Source organism: Heyndrickxia coagulans 36D1, assembly GCF_000169195.2.
In the GTDB taxonomy this organism is placed as follows: Bacteria; Bacillota; Bacilli; order Bacillales; family Bacillaceae_C; genus Weizmannia; species Weizmannia faecalis.
Genome location: NC_016023.1, coordinates 3,039,299 through 3,058,813, shown reverse-complemented (window position 1 = coordinate 3,058,813; position 19,515 = coordinate 3,039,299). Strand labels below are relative to the sequence as shown.

At 48.6% G+C, this 19,515-nt stretch carries 20 protein-coding genes, 1 pseudogene and 1 riboswitch; of the genes and pseudogenes, 4 read left to right on the top strand and 17 right to left on the bottom strand.

Annotated elements, in window-relative coordinates; genetic code table 11:
- Window positions 1–52: 52 nt before the first annotated feature.
- From BCOA_RS31805 to BCOA_RS31785, 5 genes and pseudogenes are all read right to left on the bottom strand, one after another.
- Window positions 53–1,570 carry an aldehyde dehydrogenase family protein gene (locus BCOA_RS31805; RefSeq protein WP_014098041.1) on the bottom strand — a complete coding sequence of 506 codons (1,518 nt, stop codon included), beginning with the start codon at window positions 1,568–1,570 and terminating at the stop codon, window positions 53–55.
- 19 nt (window positions 1,571–1,589) lie between these two features.
- The gene (locus BCOA_RS34865; RefSeq protein ID WP_110134024.1) at window positions 1,590–1,853 is read right to left on the bottom strand and encodes an enoyl-CoA hydratase-related protein; all 264 of its coding nucleotides are present in this window, start codon (window positions 1,851–1,853) and stop codon (window positions 1,590–1,592) included.
- A pseudogene (locus BCOA_RS35170) lies at window positions 1,828–2,331 on the bottom strand (NAD(P)/FAD-dependent oxidoreductase); the annotation flags it as partial. The gene BCOA_RS34865 and the pseudogene BCOA_RS35170, both read right to left, overlap by 26 nt.
- 214 nt (window positions 2,332–2,545) lie before the next feature.
- Window positions 2,546–5,104, bottom strand: a complete 2,559-nt coding sequence (locus BCOA_RS31790) for a vitamin B12-dependent ribonucleotide reductase (RefSeq protein ID WP_014098037.1) — start codon at window positions 5,102–5,104, stop codon at window positions 2,546–2,548.
- A 345-nt stretch (window positions 5,105–5,449) separates the two neighbouring features.
- Window positions 5,450–6,286: a lipoate--protein ligase family protein gene (locus tag BCOA_RS31785; RefSeq protein ID WP_014098036.1), complete on the bottom strand. Its 837-nt coding sequence runs from the start codon at window positions 6,284–6,286 to the stop codon at window positions 5,450–5,452.
- Between the two features lie 246 nt (window positions 6,287–6,532).
- Here BCOA_RS31785 and BCOA_RS31780 point away from each other — a divergent pair, with 246 nt between their 5' ends.
- A complete protein-coding gene (locus BCOA_RS31780; RefSeq protein WP_014098035.1) occupies window positions 6,533–6,919 on the top strand; it encodes a rhodanese-like domain-containing protein in 387 nt (128 codons plus the stop codon).
- Window positions 6,920–6,953: 34 nt separating this feature from the next.
- Here BCOA_RS31780 and gcvPB read toward each other — a convergent pair whose 3' ends face one another.
- The 3 genes from gcvPB to gcvT are packed head-to-tail and all read right to left on the bottom strand — an operon-like array spanning window position 6,954 to window position 10,874.
- Window positions 6,954–8,414: an aminomethyl-transferring glycine dehydrogenase subunit GcvPB gene (gene gcvPB, locus BCOA_RS31775; RefSeq protein WP_014098034.1), complete on the bottom strand. Its 1,461-nt coding sequence runs from the start codon at window positions 8,412–8,414 to the stop codon at window positions 6,954–6,956.
- Window positions 8,404–9,756, bottom strand: a complete 1,353-nt coding sequence (gene gcvPA, locus BCOA_RS31770) for an aminomethyl-transferring glycine dehydrogenase subunit GcvPA (protein WP_041818157.1) — start codon at window positions 9,754–9,756, stop codon at window positions 8,404–8,406. Before gcvPA ends, gcvPB begins: the two co-directional genes overlap by 11 nt.
- The gene (gene gcvT / locus BCOA_RS31765; RefSeq protein WP_014098032.1) at window positions 9,753–10,874 is read right to left on the bottom strand and encodes a glycine cleavage system aminomethyltransferase GcvT; all 1,122 of its coding nucleotides are present in this window, start codon (window positions 10,872–10,874) and stop codon (window positions 9,753–9,755) included. Before gcvT ends, gcvPA begins: the two co-directional genes overlap by 4 nt.
- Before the next feature lie 168 nt (window positions 10,875–11,042).
- Window positions 11,043–11,133: riboswitch (glycine riboswitch) on the bottom strand.
- Window positions 11,134–11,351: 218 nt separating this feature from the next.
- On the opposite strand from gcvT, the gene BCOA_RS31760 reads away from it, so the two are divergent.
- Both BCOA_RS31760 and BCOA_RS31755 read left to right on the top strand, forming a co-directional pair.
- Entirely contained in the window at window positions 11,352–13,055 is a 1,704-nt protein-coding gene (locus tag BCOA_RS31760) for a DEAD/DEAH box helicase (protein WP_014098031.1), read from the top strand.
- Window positions 13,024–13,815: a YqhG family protein gene (locus BCOA_RS31755; protein WP_014098030.1), complete on the top strand. Its 792-nt coding sequence runs from the start codon at window positions 13,024–13,026 to the stop codon at window positions 13,813–13,815. Before BCOA_RS31760 ends, BCOA_RS31755 begins: the two co-directional genes overlap by 32 nt.
- Before the next feature lie 32 nt (window positions 13,816–13,847).
- Here BCOA_RS31755 and BCOA_RS34860 read toward each other — a convergent pair whose 3' ends face one another.
- From BCOA_RS34860 to comGA, 9 genes are all read right to left on the bottom strand, one after another.
- The gene (locus BCOA_RS34860) at window positions 13,848–14,024 is read right to left on the bottom strand and encodes a YqzE family protein (protein ID WP_014098029.1); all 177 of its coding nucleotides are present in this window, start codon (window positions 14,022–14,024) and stop codon (window positions 13,848–13,850) included.
- Window positions 14,011–14,568: a shikimate kinase gene (locus BCOA_RS31750; RefSeq protein WP_014098028.1), complete on the bottom strand. Its 558-nt coding sequence runs from the start codon at window positions 14,566–14,568 to the stop codon at window positions 14,011–14,013. Before BCOA_RS31750 ends, BCOA_RS34860 begins: the two co-directional genes overlap by 14 nt.
- Window positions 14,565–14,933 carry a competence type IV pilus minor pilin ComGG gene (gene comGG / locus BCOA_RS31745; protein WP_014098027.1) on the bottom strand — a complete coding sequence of 123 codons (369 nt, stop codon included), beginning with the start codon at window positions 14,931–14,933 and terminating at the stop codon, window positions 14,565–14,567. The genes BCOA_RS31750 and comGG overlap by 4 nt, the downstream gene beginning before the upstream one ends.
- Complete coding sequence (comGF, locus tag BCOA_RS31740; RefSeq protein ID WP_014098026.1) at window positions 14,930–15,415, bottom strand: competence type IV pilus minor pilin ComGF; 486 nt, start codon at window positions 15,413–15,415, stop codon at window positions 14,930–14,932. The genes comGG and comGF overlap by 4 nt, the downstream gene beginning before the upstream one ends.
- Window positions 15,378–15,686 (bottom strand): type II secretion system protein, encoded by a 309-nt coding sequence (locus tag BCOA_RS31735; RefSeq protein ID WP_014098025.1) that lies wholly within the window; start codon window positions 15,684–15,686, stop codon window positions 15,378–15,380. Before BCOA_RS31735 ends, comGF begins: the two co-directional genes overlap by 38 nt.
- Window positions 15,673–16,116 (bottom strand): competence type IV pilus minor pilin ComGD, encoded by a 444-nt coding sequence (comGD, locus tag BCOA_RS31730; RefSeq protein WP_014098024.1) that lies wholly within the window; start codon window positions 16,114–16,116, stop codon window positions 15,673–15,675. Before comGD ends, BCOA_RS31735 begins: the two co-directional genes overlap by 14 nt.
- Complete coding sequence (gene comGC, locus BCOA_RS31725; RefSeq protein ID WP_014098023.1) at window positions 16,113–16,424, bottom strand: competence type IV pilus major pilin ComGC; 312 nt, start codon at window positions 16,422–16,424, stop codon at window positions 16,113–16,115. Before comGC ends, comGD begins: the two co-directional genes overlap by 4 nt.
- A 68-nt stretch (window positions 16,425–16,492) precedes the next feature.
- Window positions 16,493–17,455 (bottom strand): competence type IV pilus assembly protein ComGB, encoded by a 963-nt coding sequence (gene comGB, locus BCOA_RS31720; RefSeq protein ID WP_014098022.1) that lies wholly within the window; start codon window positions 17,453–17,455, stop codon window positions 16,493–16,495.
- Window position 17,456: 1 nt separating this feature from the next.
- Window positions 17,457–18,581, bottom strand: a complete 1,125-nt coding sequence (gene comGA / locus BCOA_RS31715; protein ID WP_014098021.1) for a competence type IV pilus ATPase ComGA — start codon at window positions 18,579–18,581, stop codon at window positions 17,457–17,459.
- A gap of 194 nt (window positions 18,582–18,775) precedes the next feature.
- Here comGA and BCOA_RS31710 point away from each other — a divergent pair, with 194 nt between their 5' ends.
- A complete protein-coding gene (locus BCOA_RS31710; protein ID WP_014098020.1) occupies window positions 18,776–19,483 on the top strand; it encodes a helix-turn-helix transcriptional regulator in 708 nt (235 codons plus the stop codon).
- Window positions 19,484–19,515 lie beyond the last annotated feature (32 nt).

Below are 19,515 nucleotides of genomic sequence, written 5' to 3'. Positions count from 1 at the left end.
ATACCCGTTTCACTGCCCGTGCTGCAATGAGTGCCTTTGTTTGACCGGAAGCTTATAACTGAAACGGGTTTAAAGGTTTTGCCCCTGCATAAGTGAGTACACTCTTGGTTTCACTGTATAAATCGAGGCATTCGAAGCTTAATTCGCGCCCGAAGCCGGATTGTTTATATCCGCCGAACGGTGTCCCCGGGAATGCGGAGAACGGGCTGTTGACCATGACAATGCCTGCCTGGATGCCGTCTGTGACCCGCTTAATTAGGCCCTGGTCCTTTGCCCAAATGCTTGAAGCCAGGCCGTACTTCGTCGCATTTGCAAGTTTTACGGCTTCCTTCTCCTCTTTAAAAGGCATCACCACCACGACCGGCCCAAAAATTTCTTCCTGGGCAATTTTGCTGTCATTGGTGACGTTTGTGATAATGGTCGGTTCATACCAGTAACCATTTTCAAACCCTTCCACTTTAGCCGGTTTTCCGCCTGTCACGATGGTTGCGCCGGCCTGCTTTGCTTCTTCGACATAGCGGTGGATGGTTTCCAGCTGCCCTTTGCTGATGATCGCCCCGATATGCGAGGCAGGCGAAAACGGATCACCGAGCACCAGTTTTTTCGTTTTGGCCACAAATTTTTCCATAAACGCATCGTAAATGTCTTCGTGCAGGAAAATACGGGATCTCGCTTCGCACGATTGCCCGGTATTATAGAAGATGCCGTACAGGGCACCATTGACGGCGGCATCGAGATCCGCATCCTGAAATACGAGATTCGGAGATTTTCCGCCAAGTTCCAGCGTGACTCTTTTCAATGTTTCCGAAGCGTTTGCCATGATCTCTTTTCCGGTGGAAGTTTCTCCGGTAAAGGCGATTTTATCGACCCCTTCATGCTTCGCCAAATAAGACCCGATTTTCGCCCCCGGCCCGGTAATCACGTTCACAACGCCTGCCGGAACACCGGCCTCATGGCAGATTTCAGCCAGTAAAATGGCTGTAATCGGCGTAAGGCTTGCCGGCTTTACCACAACAGAACATCCTGCTGCGATCGCCGGGGCAATTTTCCATGCAGCCATCATGAGCGGGTAATTCCATGGAATGATCTGGGCAGCGACCCCAACCGGTTCTTTTTGGGTATAGTTAAAGAACTGGCCGGGAACATGGTTCACAGCGCCGCGATGTCCGACAATCACCCCCGCGAAAAACTCGAAATCTTCAATGGCCTGCATCACCTGCCCCTTTGCCGTTTCAATCGTCTTTCCGGTATTTAAAATTTCCATCTCAACAAGCGCATCAAAACGGCTGCGCATAATGGAGGCAATTTTGTTCAGGACGCGCGCCCGTTTTCCAACCGGATAGCGCCTCCATTTTCCGTGTTCAAAAGCATGGCGCGCCGCCTCAACGGCCCGGTAGACATCCGCGTCATCCGCTTTCGGCACCGTGGCGATGGCTTCGCCGGTTGCAGGATTATAGACGTGAAACGTTTCGCCGCCTGCAGCATCCACCGGTTCTCCGTTGATGACCATTTTATACGCGCTCCGTTTCATTTCAGCAGGAAATACTGCTACTTCTTTTGTTATCGGCATGCATGTTCATCCTTTCTGTTTAATGGCCTTTGTATTCCGGTTTTCTTTTTTCAAAAAATGCCCGGACCCCTTCCTTGTGGTCGGCTGTTTGCCCTGCAATCTGCTGGGCGTATGCTTCATTTTCGAGCATTTCATCCAATGTGCTTTCAAAGCTTTTTTGCATATACCGCTTCACGAGGCCGATTGCTTTTGTCGGCATCGCGGCAAGCCTTTCAGCAAAATGCTGCGTTTCCTGTTCCAAGTGGCAGGCTGGAACCACTTTCGTTAATAGCCCGGACGCCATCGCTTCTGGTGCACTGATTTTCTCCCTTAAATTTGCGCATATCATTCACAAAATAATGGAGGTTTTTGTTTTCGTATTGCGATGCCTGTTCGTGTTCGATCCGGCGTGGCTGGCATGCCCCGATACCGGCTGTGATCAAGACCGTTTTTGAAAAATGGAGGCCTGATCCGGTTTCGATGCGAAAAGTGCCGCGGCCGGTTTTCTTCACATCCTGCACCGTCTCGTTCAGCACAATCGTTGGATGAAATTGCATGGCTTGTTCAATTAACCGGTCGGCCAATGATTGCGCTTTCACTTTTGGCATGCCCGCAACATCATAAATGTATTTTTCGGGGTAAAGCGCGGCAAGCTGCCCGCCAAGTTGCGGCATGCTTTCAATGATTTTAACTTTCATTTGCCGCAAGCCGCCGTAAAAAGCCGCAAATAAACCAACAGGCCCGCCGCCGATAATCGTCACATCATAAACGGTTTCGTCCATCAACCGCTCTCCTTTTTATCATTTTAATTTATATAACGTTTTTAACACGTTATATATTGTTTTTGATATATAAATAGTAGCATCGGACATTTTTGCTGTCAATATTCGAATTAAAATTTTTTAACCATTTTTCTGATGATTCTTTTAAACAGTGTTTTATAAGCGAAAAAAAACGGAGCATCACTTTGCTCCGTTTTTTTCTCCATTATTCCATTTACAAGCCGCATTTTAATTGCGCGCCGCAGTTATCGCATGTATTGCAGCCGCCGATTTCCTTAACTTTCCCTTTCCGGCAGATCGGGCAGGTATCGCCAATTTCGTTGCCGTATGTGACGTTTGTTGACCGGATATCCGGGATGGTATCAACCAGGACGACATGCTGTTTCGCGTGTTTCACTTCCGCTTTTTCCCGTTTTTCTTCCTGTGGTTCTTCTGCTTTCAATGTCAGGACTTGCGAATCCCGGCTCCCGTCCACATAAACGGTTCCGCCTTTCGCGCCGCCCTTATACAGGCGTTCGTACACTTTTTCCACCTGTTCAACCGTGTAGCCGCGCGGGGCGTTGACCGTTTTCGAAATCGAGCTGTCCACCCAGCGCTGGATAACGCATTGGACATCGGCATGGGCTTCCGGTGCAAGATCCATCGCGGTTACAAACCAGTTTGGCAGATGGTCTTTGTCCGTTTCCGGGTGCTTATCCAGATACTCCTGGACGATATCCGCATTGACCTCGATAAATTTGCCGAGGCGCCCGCTGCGGAAATAGGAAAAGGAAAAATACGGTTCCAGCCCAGTGGAAACGCCAACCATGGTGCCGGTCGATCCGGTTGGTGCAACGGTTAGCAAATGGGAGTTCCGGATGCCGTGTTTTAAAATCGCCTTGCGGATGTCTTCCGGCATGTTTTTCATATAGCCGGTTTCCGTGAATGCATGGCGCAGGCGGTTTGTCTCTTCTTCGGTTTCACCCGTTAAAAACGGGAAACTCCCCTTTTCTTTTGCGATCTCAATGGATGCGCGGTATGCTTCGGTCGCGATTGTTTCAAACACTTTGTCGACAAGTTTATTGCCTTCTTCAGATCCGTATTCTTTTTCCATATAAATGAGAAGGTCGGCTAAGCCCATAACGCCAAGGCCGACACGCCGTTCCCCGAGCGCCTGTTTTTTGTTTTCTTTCAGGAAGTACGGGGTCGCGTCAATGACATTGTCCTGCATGCGGACGCCGGTACGGACGGTTTGTTTCAATTGGTCCCAGCGCACTTCTTTCGTTTCTTTGTCGACCATTTTTGCAAGATTGACTGCTGCCAGGTTGCAGACGGAATAGGGCGCAAGGGGTTGCTCTCCGCAAGGGTTTGTTGCGACGACTTTCTGGCCGTATGCTTTTGCGTTTGTCATGTCGTTGGCGTTGTCGATAAAGAAGACGCCCGGTTCCGCCGAGTAAGTCGCGCAGATGTTAATCAAATTCCAAAGTTCTTTTGCTTTGATTTTGCGATAGACGCGCACTTTGCGGCCAAGTTTTTCCCATTCGCGCACATCGCCGATCTTATGCCATTCTTCATTATATATGCGCATTTCTTCTTCGCTGTAATTTTCCACATCCGGAAATTTCAGCTCGAATTCTGCGTCTTGCTCAACTGCTTCCATAAATTCTTTTGTGAGGCAGACGGAAATATTGGCGCCGGTTAAAAATTCCGGATTATGAACGGTGTAATGGCCGCCTGTTTCCAGTTTTTCTTCCGCCTCTTTCATGACTTCTTCCGTAAAGCCGCCTTGGCCCGGAATATGTTTGTAGTTCACAATCCCATGGTACATTTGCCTTTCCATTTCAGAGAGCGGCGTGAATTTCAATTTGTCGTGGGCAAGTTTGCGGATCCATTCATCGTTCGTATTTTCGATCAGGAAACGCAAAATCCGCGGATTCTGCATTTTCGAAATGATAAATTCAACAATGTCCGGATGCCAGACAGCCAGCATGATCATTTGCGCTCCCCTGCGACTGCCACCCTGTTCGACCAGGTGCGTAAGTTTGGCGATGTCATCGAGCCATGAGACAGAGCCGCTTGATTTGCCGTTGACCCCTCTAGCCAGCGTATTGCGCGGGCGCAGCGTCGAACCGTTTGTCCCAACTCCGCCGCCGCGGCTCATAATTTCCATCACCTGTTTACGGTGTTCGGAAATGCCTTCCCTTGAATCCGGTACAAACGGCATCACATAACAATTAAAATAAGTCACTTCCGTTTCCGAGCCGGCGCCGTAGAGGACGCGGCCTGCCGGGATAAAGTTTAAGTTTACCAGTTCATTGTAAAACTTCTCAAACCATTCATTTCGTTTCTCTTCTGTTTTTTCCACTGCCGCTAAGCCGGTTGCATTCCGTTTTGCGATTTGTTCGTAATAGACTTCAAGAGGCTTTTCAATGATATCAAGCGACCTTTTGATGACCCCCGTTTCTCTTTCATCCGGGTGTTCCAGCGCCTGGCGGTAATCTTCTTCAATTAAGACTTCCGCTTCATTTTTTTCCCAGTCGATCCCTTTAATGACGCCGAGCCCCCTGGCCGGAAATTTCGGGTCTTCTTTAATCGTGAGGACAACAAAATCGCCCTTGCCCAATGTGACTTTTTCCGTGTCTTTAAACGCGTATCTGTCAATCATGACAAGCCTTGAAACGCCTTTGTACGTAATGTTCATATCCGGTGTAATCGGATGGACCTGCGGAAATAAGCGGATATCTTCGTTCAGCTTCTCCACATTCCATAATTTTTCTGTCGAAGCAACAGACATAACGACAACTCCTTCTCTATTTCTCCATGCAAATTCTCTGGTGGTTCTGCCTCCTTTAAAATAGCACACCGCAGGGAAAAATTGCAAGCAAAAATACTAGATATTGTATTGACATTTTGTTTTTATATACCATATATTGTGTTTAGGTCAAACCTCTTTCTTTTTGTCAAATGAAAAAAAGAATAAACCATGCCGAAAATCTGAGAAATACCCCGAAAAAGCAGGCAAACCCGGGCATAACGAAAAAATTTGCCGCTTGCATCAAAAAAGCAGCCATAAAAAGCGCGGCACTAAAGGAAAAAGCGAAAAATCATACCTCTGGCCGCTAAAAAAACAAATGTTCATTTATCTCTTAAAATTCCATTCATCCGACCGGTACCTTCTGTCTGCCAGTTCTTCGACATACGCCTGTTGCGCCGGCGTCAGCGTGTACGGTTCCAGCCGGATGCCGAGCCCTTCTTCAAACCCCTTATGGAAAGCCTCTTTTGCCTCCTCGTATGTGACGGGAACGTTGCGCAGCTCATTGATTGCAACCGCCTTTTTCTTAAAACTCCGCTGCATCCTTTCTCTCACTCTGTCATTCGGATATTTAAACAGGCTGAACAGCTTGTCCTCATCCATATCGAGCAAAATCGAGCCGTGCTGCAAAATGACGCCTTTCTGCCGCGTCTGTGCGCTGCCGGCGACTTTTCGCCCTTCCACGACCAGTTCGTACCAGCTCGGCGTATCAAAACAAACCGAAGAATGCGGAGACCTTAGTGCCTCCCGTTCTGCTTCCGTTCGCGGCACTGCAAAATACGCCTCCAGGCCGAGCGCACGAAATCCCCTGACAAGCCCCTCTGAAATGACACGGTAGGCTTTCGTGACCGTTTTCGGCATATCCGGATGCGCTTCCGACACGATCACGCTGTAGGTCAGCTCGTGCTCGTGCAAAACAGCCCTTCCCCCTGTCGGTCGCCGGACAAAACCGAGCCCGTATCGTTTTACCGCTTCGAGATCGATTTCCTGTTTTGCCCGCTGGAAATACCCGATTGAAAGGGTGGCCGGATCCCAGCCGTAAAAGCGGATGGCTGGCGGGATCTCCCCTTTGCTGTGCCAGTCAAGCAGGGCCTCATCCAGCGCCATGTTAAAAAACGGCGGACAGTGGCCTGAATCTACAAACAACCAGGTTTCTTTTCCCATATGTACCCCTCTTCTTTAAAATATCACTTTACCAGTTTACCAAAAAACGACGAAAAACGGCAAAGCCCCGCTCAAGTTTGTGCCGATTTTTCCGCTGGTGCTTAAAACAGAACGGTTACGGGCTTTTCAGACGGAAAAAACGGAAAAAATAGCGGTGACATGTTTCTTAAAAAAAGATTTTGATTCAGAAGCGCAACACGAATATAATAGTAGATAGCGCATCAGGTAAGAAAGGGGGCACGAAAGATGTCACAATCGTGGTACACACTCATCATTGTTATTGTTGCGGTAGTAGCATATACTCTCGCCAGATACTACCGGCAGAAAAAAATCCTGAAAAGCTTGACGGAAGAAGAATTCAAGGCGGGTTACCGCAAAGCGCAGCTCATTGATGTGCGCGAACCGAATGAATTTGCAAACGGACATATTTTAGGCGCACGCAATATTCCGCTGTCTCAGCTGAAAATGAGATTAAAAGAGATCCGGACCGATAAACCGGTTTATTTATATTGCCAGAACGGGACGCGCACCGGGCGCGCCGCTGAAATGCTTTATAAAAACGGCTGCCGCGACCTTTACCAGTTGAAAGGCGGCTTTAAAAACTGGACAGGCAAAATCAAATCAGGGAAATAAAAAATGCCGCGGCAATGCTGCGGCATTTTTCTTTTTATTTTTTCACATAACGCAAAACCGGTTTTCGTGCCGCCCGCGTTTCATCCAGGCGTTTGACAATGGTTGTATGCGGGGCTTCCTGGACGATTTCCGGATTTTCCTCCGCTTCTTTTGCGATTTGGATCATCGCGTCAATAAAGGCATCCAGCGTTTCCTTCGACTCTGTTTCCGTCGGCTCAATCATCATGCACTCTTCCACATTGAGCGGGAAATACACAGTTGGCGGATGGAAGCCGAAATCAAGCAGCCGCTTGGCAATATCAAACGTCCGCACCCCGAGTTTTTTCTGGCGCCTGCCGCTTAACACAAATTCATGTTTACAATGGCGGTCATACGGCAGGTCGTAATACGGCGCCAGTTTCCTCATCATATAATTGGCATTGATCACCGCATTCTCGGTCACTTCCCGCAAGCCATCCGGCCCCATTGAACGGATATACGTATAGGCCCGGACATTGATGCCGAAATTGCCGTAAAACGGCTTTACCCTGCCGATCGATTGCGGCCGGTCTTCATCCAGCACATAGCGGTCGCCTTTTTTCGCAACAACCGGCACCGGCAAAAACGGGATCAGCTCTTTTTTGACGCCGACCGGACCCGAACCCGGGCCACCGCCGCCGTGGGGGCCTGTGAACGTTTTATGAAGATTCAGGTGGACAACATCGAATCCCATATCGCCCGGGCGCGCCTTCGCAAGCACGGCATTCAAGTTGGCACCGTCATAATACAGTTTGCCGCCCGCGTCATGGATGATCTCCGCCATTTCAAGGATATGCGCTTCAAACAGCCCGAGCGTATTCGGATTGGTAAGCATGAGCGCCGCGGTATCTTCCCCGGCAATTTTTCTTAAGTCGTCGAGATCGACAAGCCCTTCTTCATTCGACTTCACAGTGACCGTTTCGAAGCCGGCAACGGACGCGGAAGCCGGGTTGGTGCCGTGGGCGGAGTCGGGAATGATCACTTTTGTCCGCTTTGTATCCCCGTTTGCTTCATGGAAAGCACGGATCAGCATCAGCCCGGTCCATTCCCCGTGGGCGCCGGCAGCAGGCTGCAAGGTCACCTCATCCATGCCGGTAATCTCTTTTAAATGTTCCTGCAAGTCATACATCAGCCCGAGCGCCCCCTGGACGGTGCTTTCATCTTGAAGCGGGTGGATATGGGCAAATCCCGGAAAGCGCGCAACCGTTTCATTGATTTTCGGATTGTATTTCATCGTGCAGGATCCGAGCGGGTAAAAGCCGGAATCGACGCCGTGGTTGTTTTCTGACAGCTTTGTGTAGTGCCGCATTAAATCCAGTTCCGACACTTCCGGCAGTTCCGCATCCTGTTTGCGGACGTATTCAGGCGGAAAAATGTCAAAAGCGTCCACTTCCGGCACGTCCATTTCCGGCAAGCTGTACGCGATCCGGCCCGATTTGGACCGTTCAAAAATGAGCGGCATTCCTTCATTCGCCATCACACACGACCCCCATTTCTTCAGCCAATTGGTCAATTTCTTCTTTTGACCGCAATTCCGTCACGGCAATGAGCATGCAACCGGCAAATTCCGGGTAATCCTTGCTCACATCATAACCGCCGATGATTTTTTTCTGCAATAAATGTTCATTTACTTCTTGAACACTTTTTGGCAATTTCACGGGAAACTCATTGAAAAAAGGAGACGAAAACGGAATTTCAAACCCTTTTTCCGCCAATTTCTTTTTTGCGTACTGTGCTTTTGCCATATTGGCCAGTGCCATTTCTTTTACGCCTTTTTTGCCGAGGGCGCTCATGGCCACCGATGCGGCAAGGGCATTGAGCGCCTGGTTAGAGCAAATATTGGACGTCGCTTTATTGCGGCGGATATGCTGTTCGCGCGCCTGGAGCGTAAGCACATACCCCCTTTTCCCGTTCTCGTCGACCGTTTCGCCGACGAGCCGCCCCGGCATTTTCCGCATTAGTTTTGACGTTGTAGCAAAGTAGCCGCAATGCGGGCCGCCGAATGCAGTTGGAATGCCGAAAACCTGGCAATCGCCGGTTGTAATATCGGCGCCGAAATCCCCCGGCGGCGCAAGCACCCCAAGGGCAAGCAGATTGGCGGATACAACAAACAAAGCTTTTTCGGCATGGGCCAGTTCGCCGATTTCTTTTAACCGTTCAAGCGAACCGAAAAAGTTCGGGTACTGGACGATGACAGCAGCTGTCCCGCCGTCTATTTGTTTTTTAGCTGCTTCCAGATCGGTGCAGCCGTCTGCGAGCGGTATTTCTTCCACGGTGATGCCTTTTCCCTTGGCATAAGTATGTAAAACGGCCCGGTACTCCGGATGGACAGCTTTTGAAACCAATACTTTCTTTCTCTTCATCTGCCCGGCCGCCAGCATGGCCGCTTCAGCCATGGACGTGCCGCCGTCATACATCGAGGAGTTGGCCACATCCATGCCGGTCAGCTCGCATATCATCGTCTGGAATTCAAAGATAGCCTGCAGTTCACCTTGCGAGATTTCCGGCTGGTAAGGTGTATAGGCCGTATAAAATTCGGATCTTGAGATCACATGGTCCACGACCGTTGGAATATAGTGGTCGTAAACCCCCGCCCCCAAAAAAGAGGCATATTCTTTTAAATTGGCATTTTTCCCCGCAAGTTCTGACAGTTCTTTTAACAGCGCCGTTTCCGATTTTGCTTTTTTGATCCGGTAATCCCCTTTAAACCGCACTTTTTCGGGAATGTCGGAAAACAGTTCCCCGACGCTTCGGACTCCGATCGCATCCAGCATCTCACGTTTATCTTCTTCCGTCATCGGCAGGTAGCGATGCATCACTTTTCCCCTCCTCCGTTTTTTGGCTTTTTATAGAACGGTGTTTGGACAACGACGGCTTTAATCTTTTTGGAACGGACGTCCACTTCTACTTCGGTGCCGGGTGCGTCCCACGGTACACGCAAAAGGGCAAGACCGATATTTTTCTTTAAAGTCGGCGACTGTGTCCCGGTTGTCACCGTGCCAATCCGCTCATCCCCTGCATAAACGCTGTATCCGTGGCGCGGAATGCCGCGACCGATCATTTCAATCCCAGCAAGGCGCCGTTTCAGGCCTTCTGCTTTCTGTGCAAGGAGCGCCTGCTTCCCGATAAAATCCGCTTCCTTCTTAAGCTTTACAGCAAAACCGATGCCGGCTTCAAGCGGGGAAATGTCTTCCGCCAGCTCCTGGCCGTAAAGACAGAGCCCGGCTTCAAAGCGGAGCGTATCCCTTGCTCCGAGCCCGCACGGCAAAACGCCTTTTTCCCGGCCTTTCGCCAATATCTCATCCCACAGCTTCAGCGCATCTTCACTGCGGCAGTAAATTTCAAAGCCGTCTTCGCCCGTGTAACCGGTTCTTGAAAGCAATACTTTACAACCGGCAACCTTTGCGTTTTCAATAAATGAAAACGTTGGAATGGAGAAAACATCCGCTTCTGGCGCAAGTTTTTGCATCACTTCCGTAGCAAGCGGCCCCTGGAGCGCGAGCTGGGCAACCGATGCGCTGATGTCCGTTATGGAAACATCCTCCGTCCGGTGTGAAACAAGCCACTTATAATCTTTTTCCGTATTGGCGGCATTCACCACGAGCCAATACCGGTTTTCGCCCAATTGGTAAACCAGCAAATCATCGACTGTGCCGCCGGCTTCATTGCACATGGCGGTATATTGGGCAGCACCCGGCTTCAATTTGGACACATCGTTCGTCATCATTTTTTGAAGAAAGCCAAGGCTTTGAGGCCCCTCCACCAGGATTTCGCCCATATGCGAAACATCAAACAGGCCTGCCCGCGTACGGACGGCTTCGTGTTCGGCTTTAATGCCCGAAAATTGCACCGGCAGTTCCCAGCCGCCGAAATCGGTCGTTTTTGCACCGTATTTCCGGTATACATCATATAATGGCGTCCGTTTTAATTCCGGCATTCGTACCCCTCCATTTTGTTTTTTATCCGGACGTGGATCCGGGGGCAAAAAAACAGGGAATATTCCGCCTGCTTCACGAAATATTCCCTGTCCTTGCACCTGAAAGTTTACCGAAAGACGGTTTTCCCCTTTGGTGGCTTCCCGAAAAGAAGCGCTCTCCAGAGATGCGTCAAATTAAGAGTCTTTTTGCCTGAGAGATTCACGTTTCCGCTTGCTCCGTCGGCGCTGCAAAAAATGCAGTCTCTCCTCTTATTCTCATCCGCCAATATTCAGTTCAAAATCGGGCATACTAAAGTTAAAATGCCTGATGCAGGCTGTTCGATACGATTTTTCCCTGTATAACCTGTAAAAACTCTTGATCAGTTTCATCGTATCATGACACCATTCTGAAAATCAATTGAATTTTTTAAAATAAAAAGCGGCTGTAAGAAATCGAAAACGATGATCGGGGACGATTGGAAAAGGAGTGCAGGCAGCATGGAAGTCAACATTGAATTTGACCGCTCATGGGAAACGGGATTGATGGAACGCTATCAGGACGACGGGCCGTGGGGAAAATGGGAACTTTATAAGCTTGCAGTGGAAATGGAAAAACGGCTGGTCATTCCTGAATTTGAAGGATTGCAGGCGCCAAAGCATCTGGCCAATGTCAAACCGCTTGCGCACCAGCTGGAGGTTGCCCGCCAGGTCGTTGAAAAAATGAACGGCAAAGCCATTTTGGCGGATGAAGTCGGGCTTGGAAAAACGATTGAAGCCGGCCTTATTTTAAAAGAATATATGATTCGCGGGCTAGCAAAAAAAGTGCTCATTTTAGTTCCGGCGTCGCTCGTATCGCAATGGGTCGCGGAACTGAACAGCAAATTCCATATCCCCGCTGTCGGGCAAAAGAAAAGTTATATGTGGGAGCAGTATGACTGTGTTGTCTCTTCCATTGACACCGCAAAAAGAAGCCCGCACCGTGACATCATTTACAAGCAGCAGTATGACATGATTATTATTGACGAGGCGCATAAGTTAAAAAATCCGAATACAAAAAATTACGCCTTTGTTCAAGGCTTAAAGAAGAAATTCTGCCTGCTTTTGACGGCAACACCGATTCAAAACCGGATCGATGAAATCTTCCACCTTGTCTCCCTTTTAAAGCCAGGCCATTTAGGCAGCGAATCGAATTTCAGCAAAAAATATAAAAAAGGGGACAGGCAGGTGAAGGAAGACGAACATTTGCGGGAGCTGGTCAGCAAAGTGATGATCCGGAACCGGCGCACAAACACCGGGGTGGAATGGACAAAACGGCGCGTTGAAACGGTGCTGATTGACTTCAGTAAAGAAGAGCGCGAACTGTATGACGCGCTGCAAACGATCCGGCAAGGCAGCGAATCGTACAGCCGCGCCGGCTTTTCGCTGTTGACGCTGCAGCGCGAGGCGTGTTCGAGCCGGGAAGCCGTTTTTGTAACCTTAAAAAACCTGCTGAAAAAAACGGAGCAGCCCTCGCCCGTTTTAGAAGAAACCGTTGCTGCGCTGATCCAGAAAATTGAAGCGGTAAAAACCAATTCAAAAGCGGAAAAAGCGCTCGAGCTGATCCAAAACATTGATGATAAAGTGATTATTTTTACGGAATACCGGGCAACACAGCTTTACCTGCAATGGTTTTTAAAACAACACGGCATTTCATCCGTCCCGTTCCGCGGCGGCTTTAAGCGCGGCAAAAAAGACTGGATGCGGCAGCTGTTTGAAAACCACGCCCAGGTGCTCATTGCGACAGAAGCGGGCGGTGAAGGGATCAACCTGCAATTTTGCCACCATATGATCAATTTTGACCTGCCGTGGAACCCGATGCGGCTCGAGCAAAGGATCGGGCGCGTCCACCGCCTCGGCCAGGAAAAGGACGTGCATATTTACAACTTTGCGACCAAAAATACGGTTGAAGAACATATTCTGAAACTGTTGTACGAAAAAATCCATTTGTTTGAGCGGGTGATCGGGGAACTCGATGAAATTCTGACCCGGCTCGAATTCGGAAAACTGGAAGACCATCTGCTGGATGTCTTCCAAAACTCGCAATCAGAAGGCGAAATGAACATCAAAATGGAAAATCTCACCCAAATGATCGAATTTGCGGAAGCGATACGGAAAGAGGAGGGGCATGCGGATGCTGCAGGAAGAAATACATCAATATCTTGAACGCTTTTTTGAAGCAAACGGCGCTGTATTGGTTGAAAACCGCCCCGGCTGGATGACGGTGCAATTAACCATTGAACTCGATAAAGCGTTAATGAACCGGCCGTTTTACTGGTCCTATCTTGAAAAAACAGGCGGCATCCCGAATCCGATGACCGTCACGTTCATTACGGACCGGGAAAAAGCACCGGATACGGTGAAAGGAGAGCCGGTCCATTTTGGAAGCCCCCGCCTGAACCAGATTTTCGAGACGGCAAAGCAGTTTTCCCGCTATATCCGCCTGTTTGAAGACGTCCATCCCGGGCAGAAACAGGTGCCGCTTTACCCTTGGCTTGGGATGAATGTTAAAATTTCGTACCGCTGTGATTTAAAAAAAGATGTGTTCCGTTCGATCGGGTTGAATTTGATCCACGGCACAATGGCTGAAAATTTTCAGGACTTGTTGGAGCAGCGGACGCTGGCGCCGAAAATTCCGGATTATTGTTTTACCCTGACGCCGATCATCATGCTAAAAAGCGCCGTCAAAAGGATTGAACATTATATCCGGCAGGGCCTGGCGAAAGAGCCGCATCATTGGGCGGAAGAAGCGGTAAAACGGTGGCACCAGGATCTCGCGCTGTTGGACCATTTTTACGAAGATATGGAAGAGTGCCCGGAATCGTATGAAATTGAAAAACAGGCGCTAAAGGAACAGTATGAGCCGAAAATTACCGTTCATGTCCTAAACGGTGGCCTCTTTTATTTAAAAGATGCGTTTATATAAGCAGGCAGCCCTCAAAAAAGGCTGCCTGCTTTCTACTGTTTTCTTTTGAAAAAGAGGAAAAAATAAGGGAGGATACCGAACCATCTTTCGGCAAAAGGCGGCATCTCTTCCTTTTTCTCGTTCCGCTTTTTCTGCCGCTCGCTTTTTGGCGTGCTCACATGCTGCATCCATGTTTGTGTCAGCAATTTGACATAATCATTTGTCGACATTGGCGCCACCGTCCTTACAGGCGCCAGTATACCCGAAAGCTTCCGTTTTTATGCGGCCGGAAATTTCCGCAACAATTTCCGCCACCGATTTTCCCGTCGTATCAATAACCAAATCGGCACAAGAAAGGTAAAACGGCCGCCTTTTTTTATAAAGGGAGATGATCTCCTCCTTTGTCCTTCCTGCTGCAACAGGTCTTGAGGGGTCATTTTGAATGCGTGAAACCAATATTTCCGGATCGCAATCCAGAAAAACCGTCACGCCGTCTCGTTTTAATAGACAGACGTTTTCTTCCCGCATGACAATTCCCCCGCCTGTCATGATCACCCCTGCAAGCGATGTGGCCCGTTTCAGCATCTCTGTTTCTTTCCGGCGAAAATAGGCTTCTCCTTTTACAGCGAAAATGGCAGCGGGCGGCATTCCTTCCTCTTCTTCAATCCAGCGGTCCAAGTCCGTCGCCCTACTTCCCAAGAGCGAGGCGAGCGCATGGCCGACAGTCGTTTTTCCGGCACCCATAAACCCGGTCAAATAGATCCTTTTGTTCATCGTTCCTCCCATTGAAACACCTTTTTTTCTGTCTGATTATATCGTATCGTACTTTTAAACGGTTCACCACTCTCATTTTCCGCAGTTAAAGAAATCACTGCAGTATCTCCGTCCTGTTTGATACTGTAAGACACCTTTCCGTCTGAAAAACGGAGTTCCCCCGGGCTTTTGTCGCCTTTTTCCAATTTTTGCGCCGCCTCCCTGATGGCGAAAAGCGACATGGTATTCCGCAAATAATATTCCTTCACCAGCACGGCATATTTCTTTTCGCCGAGATAAATGTCCGTTCCCGAAATGACCATACTGCATGCGGCAAGCGCCAAAAACAGCACCACTGGCAAAATAAACCCTTTTTGCCTGTTCATCGGGCAACGCCTTCCGATTGGCCGGGATCAACCGCATGGCGGGAAAGAAAGGTCATTTCCGCTGTTCTTTCCGCGCCATTCGGATAAACGGCGGCCACTTTGACCCCGTTTCCTGTTGCCGCAAATTGGATGGACTGCACATTTTGAAGCACAATTTGATGCCCTTCACCGTCCACTCTCCGCCGCAGACTGTTCTGGTATGGTTCATACGTAATCGTCCTTCCTGCCTCGTTCAGTTTCAAAGTATTTTGGGCTGCCTGGCACGAGGTGCTTATCCGGATTTCTTTACGCAACTGCATGAGAAAAAGATTCCACTCTTCATCTTCTTCCGGCCGGAATGCTTCCCCGGCTGTCCCGAATGTTTTCACTGCCAGGGGAAAAAGTGAGAACAAGGAAGTGACGAGAAGCAGTACGCACACGCTTTCAAGCAGCGTAAAGCCTTTTTCATTGCTGGAGCGAAACGCAAGTCGTGTTTTGTTCATGTTTGACACATGCCTTTCTGCCATTGTCTTTGATTTGAAATGTCCATGTGGCCCCGCCCGCCTTTTTTTCTTTTTCAACGACTTTTCCGGTAAAAATCCATTCCTCCGTTTTTTCGTATAAAAAACGGGATGCCTCCATCTCCTGCTTTGTCTCTTTGATTTGACCAAGCATATGGAGAAACGGCGGGAATAAGCAGGCCGCCATCAGGCAAAATACGGCAAACGCAGCGATGACTTCCGGAAAAGTAAAGCCCCGTTCATTCTTCGACATAAAACCGCCCGCTTCCAATATGCGTAACCAGCTTGATTTGTTCTTGGCCGGACTGGAAATAGAGCGTGCCGAACTGGGTGACATTCCCGTCCGGCCCAATTGCATAGGAATGAAAGCTGCCGTTTTCGAACATTTTGATGCCTTCCGGAAGCCTTCTTTTTATAATCGTCGCATTTTTCCTCGCTTCGAAAATGGAGTACATATTGTTCTGGCGGAAAAATTGGACGTATACATTCGTCTGGCGGGAAATCGCGTCCGTTTGCGCCAGATACAAATCATTTTCAAGCTGGTTAATGAACATTTTTTTGACGATCGTATGTTTCACCGGCTTAAAACCGGCAAACGCAAGGGCGGTGATCACGGATACAATCAACAAAACAACGAGCATTTCCGGAAAGGTAAAACCGGCTTCATTTTTTGGCCGTTTCACTTTGCAACCTCCGTTACTTTCCCGTCCGCCCCGATGTTCACTCCGTTTCCATTCGGGCAGCTCGTTTTCGATACATAGCCGCCGTCTTTTAACTGGTTGATAGATGACGGATATTCATTGTGGTCCATTTCATACGCCTGCACCTGTCCCTGCACCATCGCAATGAACGCATCGCAGCCTTTATTATTGATCGCATCGGTATGCTTGGAAATGTTCGGAATCATCAAAAACAAGAGAACCGTAATGACGAGCAAAACAATCAGCATTTCGATCAGCGTAAACCCTTTTTCATTTTTGATAAAAGACATGGGCAATTTCTCCTTTCTTTTTTTAGGGGGAAGGCTTGAAGCCCCGCCATCCGGCACGCCTTCCCCGGTTAAACCGCGTCAATCATCTGGAACATCGGCAGCATGATCGACAAATAAATGGCGACCAAAAAGAAACCGATGAAAATAAACACAACCGGTTGAATCAGCCCGAACAGGCTTTGGATTTTCTCTTCCATTCTTTTCAAGCTAATTTGGCTGTAATAATAGAGCTCCTGATCAAGGCGCCCGTTTTTCTCCCCGTGGCGGACCAAAATGACCAGCTGTGGCTCGATAAACGGGACAGAAGCCAGGGCCCGGGAGAACGTCTCACCAGCAAGCAGTTTTTCGCGCAAATATTTTGCAGTATCGCGCCAAAGCGGCTTAAAATTTTGCGATTCCATGACATGCAAAATTTCATAGACGGAAAAACCGCTTTTCAGCATAAAGCTCCATTCTCTTGCCAAAAACTGGCTGTAATAGCTGGTATAGTAAAAGCGGGATACCGGCAGCCGCGAAAGCCACGCCGCCTGCCTCAGCGGTTTTTTTCGTTTAAAATAGAGAAAAAAGAGTGTGAAAAATAGGAAGAGAAAAATACTTGAAACCAGGATAACATGCGGGGCCTGTTCCATGATAGTAAGGAACAGCCGGAGATTTCGCGAAGGTTTGTAGTCCATTGCGACATACATATGTTCAAATTGCGGCAGCAACACGTTTCTCACAAAAGCCGTGGCGATAAAAAGCGCGGCTGCCAATAGGAGCGGATAACGGATCAGTTTCCAAAAGGCAAGGGCATCCTCATGCTTTTTCAATAAGTAAGCGCCCGCCTCTTTAAGGGCAGCAACCATCTCCCCGTGCCGTCCGGCAAAATAAATTTGCATGCATGCATTGGCATCAAACCGGTGTTTCAGCAGCACGTCATGGAGCGGTGTTCCGTTTTGCAGCTGTTTGTTCATGGAACGCGCATCCAGTTCGCCGTCCACATGCCCGAGAAAATCGATAGCATCTGCAATTGGAAATCCGTTTTCGAGCATTTCACCGACCCGGGTAAGAAAGCGCCCCTGCAGTTTGAGGCTTATCCGCTTCTTCCTCTTCGGCAATCCAGCGGTGATACTCTTCTTCAGAAATGTATCCAAGCACAATCCCCTTTCTGAGCCATTCTTTCAGTGTCGGATAATGATAGTAGACCTGTTCCCCCTTTGCTTCTTTCAGCACTCGCTGCAAATTTTTCCCGTACAGCAGCTCATATACCGCGGTTTGCCGCTTTTCTCGGCTGCGTGGGCAATCTTGCGAATCATGCGGACAGCGGATCCCACCGCATACCGGGCATCGCAATGTAATCAGCCGCTGTGCGCTGACTGCGAGCAAAGTCTGCTCCATTTCGTGGATGCTCACCCCAAATTCCATCAGCCTGTAAATCGCGCCCTTTGCGTCACGCGTATGCAATGTCGTCAGCACGAGATGGCCGGTGAGTGATGCGCGGATCGCAATTCTTGCTGTTTCGGCATCACGGATTTCCCCCACCAGGATAATATCCGGATCATGGCGCAAAATCGCTTTCAGCCCTGTGCTGTAAGTAATACCTGCTTTTTCATTCACCTGTACCTGCAAAAACGAGTCGCTTTGTTTTTCAACAGGGTCTTCCAGTGTAATCACATTCCGTAAAAACCGTTTTGCGCAGTGCTCAACAAGCGTATACATCGTCGTAGACTTGCCGCTTCCAGTCGGGCCGCTGAAAATCAGCATCCCATGCGAATGGTTGAGCAGCGCCATTAATTTTTTTGTGCTCGATGGAAAAAGTGAAATTTGGCTGAGCTGGAATTTTTCTTCATGGGGCAAGATCCGAATAACGAGGCTCTCTTTGGAAAGAGAGGTTGGCAGCGTCGAAATTCTTAAGGAGATCGTCTGCTGCAAAACATTCATGGCGAACGACCCGCTTTGGGGTTTCCGTTTTTCACTGATATCCATGGAAGACATAAATTTCAAATGGGATATCAGCCTTTCCCCGGCTTTCGCGGAAAGGTTGCGGTGGGGGTACAGCCTTCCGTACTGCCGGAACTGGACATGGTAATGCTTTTCTTTCGGAACGATATGGACATCGGTCACATTGTTTTTTACCGCCTGTCCGATCAAAAGTTCCGCAATTTTTTCAACTGACATAATCCATCACATACCACCTTTCTTTTTGGGATATTCTCTCATTTCGACACGGCTTTCAAAATTCCTGCTTTAAAACAAAAATTTTTTCGCTATTTTTTCTCTTAGCGACAAAAAAGTGTGTGATTTTTGTCACAAATTTTGGCGTTGTTATCATTTATAATATAAATAGGATAAAAAATATAGAGGTGTTTCATATGGAACCAACATTAAAAGTGATCAATGCCCTTTCTGACCCGACCCGCTACTCGATTTACCAATTTGTACTGAAGAAACGGAGCGAAGTATCCGTCCAGGAAGTGGCCAATGAATTTCATATTCATCCGAATGTGGCAAGGCTCCATTTGTCCAAGCTCGAAGATGTTAAGGTGATTTCATCTGAACTGAACAAAACCGGGAAAGGCGGGCGCCCGGCAAGGCTGTATAAAAGCTCTGAACAAGTGGTAGAACTCTCCTTCCCGCACCGTGAATACAAATTGCTGTCCAACATTTTGCTTGAAGCAATCAACAAAATGAAACTGGCAGATGCAGGCCTTTTGAAAGATATCGGCCGGGAGTACGGAAAACGGATCATCGAAAACATCTTAAAAAACATGAATAAAACAAAAGACCAGCTGACATTTAACGAAAAATTATCTGTGCTCGCAAGCGTGTCCACCGTGGACGGATATTGCATCGAAACGCTGGAAACAACAGACAAGAACGAACTCGATTACCATGTATACAACTGTCCGTTCCGGGAATTAATCCATCACTCGGCGGATGTTTGCGAGATGCATGTCGCCTATATTCACGGGTTGTTTGAGGCACTGTTTGACGATTTCGACATCAACCAGCAGGAAACGATGCTCCATGATTGCAGCGAATGCATTTATCATGTGAAAGTTGCTAAAGTTGCGAATTAAGCACCGGTTGTGTTTACACCCCTTCTTTATTC